This is a genomic window from Pseudoalteromonas sp. MER144-MNA-CIBAN-0113 (assembly GCF_040308965.1).
Classification (GTDB): Bacteria; Pseudomonadota; Gammaproteobacteria; order Enterobacterales; family Alteromonadaceae; genus Pseudoalteromonas; species Pseudoalteromonas tetraodonis.
In genome coordinates, this window is sequence record NZ_JBEOOG010000141.1 from 1 (window position 1) to 3,076 (window position 3,076).

1 protein-coding gene is annotated in these 3,076 nt (G+C 40.3%); it reads left to right on the forward strand.

Annotated elements, in window-relative coordinates:
• The first annotated feature begins 84 nt into the window (after nt 1-84).
• Nucleotides 85-2,859 carry a collagenase gene (locus AAEY57_RS18955; RefSeq protein ID WP_193049878.1) on the forward strand — a complete coding sequence of 925 codons (2,775 nt, stop codon included), beginning with the start codon at nt 85-87 and terminating at the stop codon, nt 2,857-2,859.
• Nucleotides 2,860-3,076 lie beyond the last annotated feature (217 nt).

Genomic DNA, 3,076 nt, shown 5'->3' on the forward strand with positions numbered 1-3,076 from the left:
GTGACCAAGGTGATTATTATGTCTTGATCTGATCACTACATATTCTATAAGTTCAATTTATAATGATCTTGCCGTGGGTAAATTATGAAAATTAAAACATTAATTCTGGCGTTACCAATGCTTGGAGCAAGCTCTTTAGCTCATTCAGCTAACGTGCAGGAGCGCTTATTTACACCAAAAAGTGCAGAAGTTGAGCGTACACATCATCACGGTGTAGATCACCAACATAACGAAAAAGCGCCTATTGCTGAGTTGCAAAAACAGCCACAACAACTTAATCAGTTCATGATGCGCAGCCAAGCTGCCGTTGTCACTTGTGATTTAAGTGCGATGGCAAGTGCAAGCACTAGTGCAATTATCACTGAACTTAAGAGCCAAGGTACTAATTGCATTAATGAACTTTTTAGTGCGCCATCTTCTATTCAGAGTCAGGTTTATAGTTCAGATAACATGTATGCCGTTGCAAATCATGCTAAGTCACTCTCACAGACTTATGCTGGTGGTGGAGATGTTGATTTAGAAGCGCTGTTTTTATATTTGCGTGCGGGTTTTTATGTTGAGTTTTATAATGCTGACGTGAATTTTAGCTCTTGGGTACAACCTGCAGTAGTTGATGCTATAGATGCATTTGTAAACAATAGCCACTTTTATGATGATAATGATGGACACGGTAAAACACTTGCTGAAGTTATCATAACTATGGATAGTGCTGAGCAGCAGCATCGTTACTTAAACGTGGTAAAGCAGTGGTTAACGCGCTTCAATGAGAGTTATGCTGCAAAATGGAATATGCGTAGTGCTGTTAATGGTATTTTCACGCTACTTTATCGTGGCCAGTGGAATGATGCATTTGTAACCGCTATCGGCACTGATACTGACTTAGTTGCTAAGCTAAGCGCATTTACTCAAAAGCAGTGGATGATAGACTCAGATGCACAATACTTGATTGTTAACGCTGCCAGTGAATTAGCTCGTTTAAAACAATATTCAGGCACGTCAATACAAGCAAGTGTTGATACTGGTTTGAAAGCTATTTTTAGCACCTATAACAGTTTTGGTTATGGTGATGCAGTATGGCTTGCAGCAGCTGATTCTGTAAGTTATTACGCAGATTGTAATGACTACGGTATTTGTGGCTTTGTTGATGAACTAACTCAACAAGTGTTGTCACAAAATTATAGCTGTAGTAGTACTATAAAAATTCGCTCGCAAAATATGACAGCTATTCAACATGCAGCAGCATGTGATGCTATGGGCGCTGAAGAAGGGCTTTTTCATAATAAGCTAGCCACAAATAACACCCCTGTTGCTGATGACAACAATAACTTTTTACAAGTAAATATTTTTGACAGTAGTGACGATTATAGCAAGTACGCAGGTGCTATCTTTGGTATAAATACTAACAATGGCGGTATGTATTTAGAAGGTGACCCATCTGTAGCTGGCAACCAAGCTAATTTTATAGCTTATGAAGCAAGTTATGCCAATGCAGAGCACTATGTATGGAACTTAGAGCACGAGTATGTTCACTATTTAGATGGTCGTTTCGACTTATATGGTGACTTTAACGCACCCACAGAAGATATTGTCTGGTGGTCTGAAGGGGTTGCAGAGTATGTTGCTAATTTAAATAACAACGATGCTGCAAAAGCCACTATTAGTGATGGCTCGCGCTATACACTAGCGCAAATTTTTGACACCACCTATGATGGATTTGATCAAGATCGAATTTATCGCTGGGGTTACTTAGCTGTTCGCTTTATGTTTGAACGTCACAACAACGAACTTGATGCCATGTTGGCTCATACCCGCACTGGTAATTGGAGTGCCTATAAATCAAAAACTGTAGAGTGGGCCAATAACTATGAGAATGAATTTGTACAGTGGTGCGATGACTTAGTTGCAGGTACGAGCACTAATACCCCACCAGTAGCACAAATTAATGGCCCATATTCTGGCATGCAAAATAACAATATTAGCTTCACGAGTAATGGTAGTAATGATAGCGATGGTAGTATCGCCAGTTATCAATGGAACTTTGGCGATGGTAGCAGTTCAAATCTGGCAAATCCTACTCATAGTTACACAAGTGCAGGAGAATACACCATAACATTAACTGTGGTTGATAATGAAGGTGCAAGCCAAACTGTCACTACAGTAGCAACTATCGAAGCTGACAGTAGTGTTGATGATGGTGTGCTATTGAATAGCCAGCCAATTAACATTAGTGGCGCTCAAGATGAATTTTTATATTTCACTTTTGATGTTCCTTCAGGCGCCAGCGACCTTATGTTTAATTTAACTGGTGGTACAGGTGATGCGGATTTATATGTAAGTTTTGAAGCAGCACCGAGTGAAGCTATATATGATTGTCGCCCTTACATTGGTGGTAACGAAGAGTCGTGTGCTATAAATCCTGCACAAGTAGGCCGATACCATGTGATGGTTAGAGGTTATAATGCATTTGATAACGTTCAGTTAACAGCATCATTTACCCAAGTGACTTCTAACGTGCCAGATGTGTGTGCTAGTCAAGGTAGCCGAAGCAGTGGCCGCTTAAATGATGGCGAAGTAATTTGTCTAGGTAATAGCGATCCTATGTGGTTTAGCATTGCAGATGTTCAAGGCCAAAATGGTATTGCGATCACCACCGCTAATGGTAGTGGTGATTTAAGTCTAAGCTACGCTGCAAGTGGTTGGCCAAATGGTAACAATGAAGTGGCTGAGTCAAATAATAGCGGAAATGGAGAGTGTATTTATATTTCAGGCCAGAGTGAATACTGGGGCTACCTAAAAGTAGCTGGTAATAGCACTGGTGCAAGCTTAGTCGTCGACTTTAACAGTCAAGGGTGTCGTTAGTTAATATATAAACTTAAAGCGTGATCTCACGCACTTTATATAATGGAGTCATCAGTTTTCTGGTGGCTCTTTTTTTATAAAGAAACAAATGCAAAGGTTCATTTCTTCAAAGTCAAAACACCCCTTTAGCTTTTTCTGGTGCCCGCCGTGTCAGAGTAGTTGTCCTGTCTTCTTTTCACAATAGTTATAGTCAGACGGCGGGTGGTTAGCAGGTTCA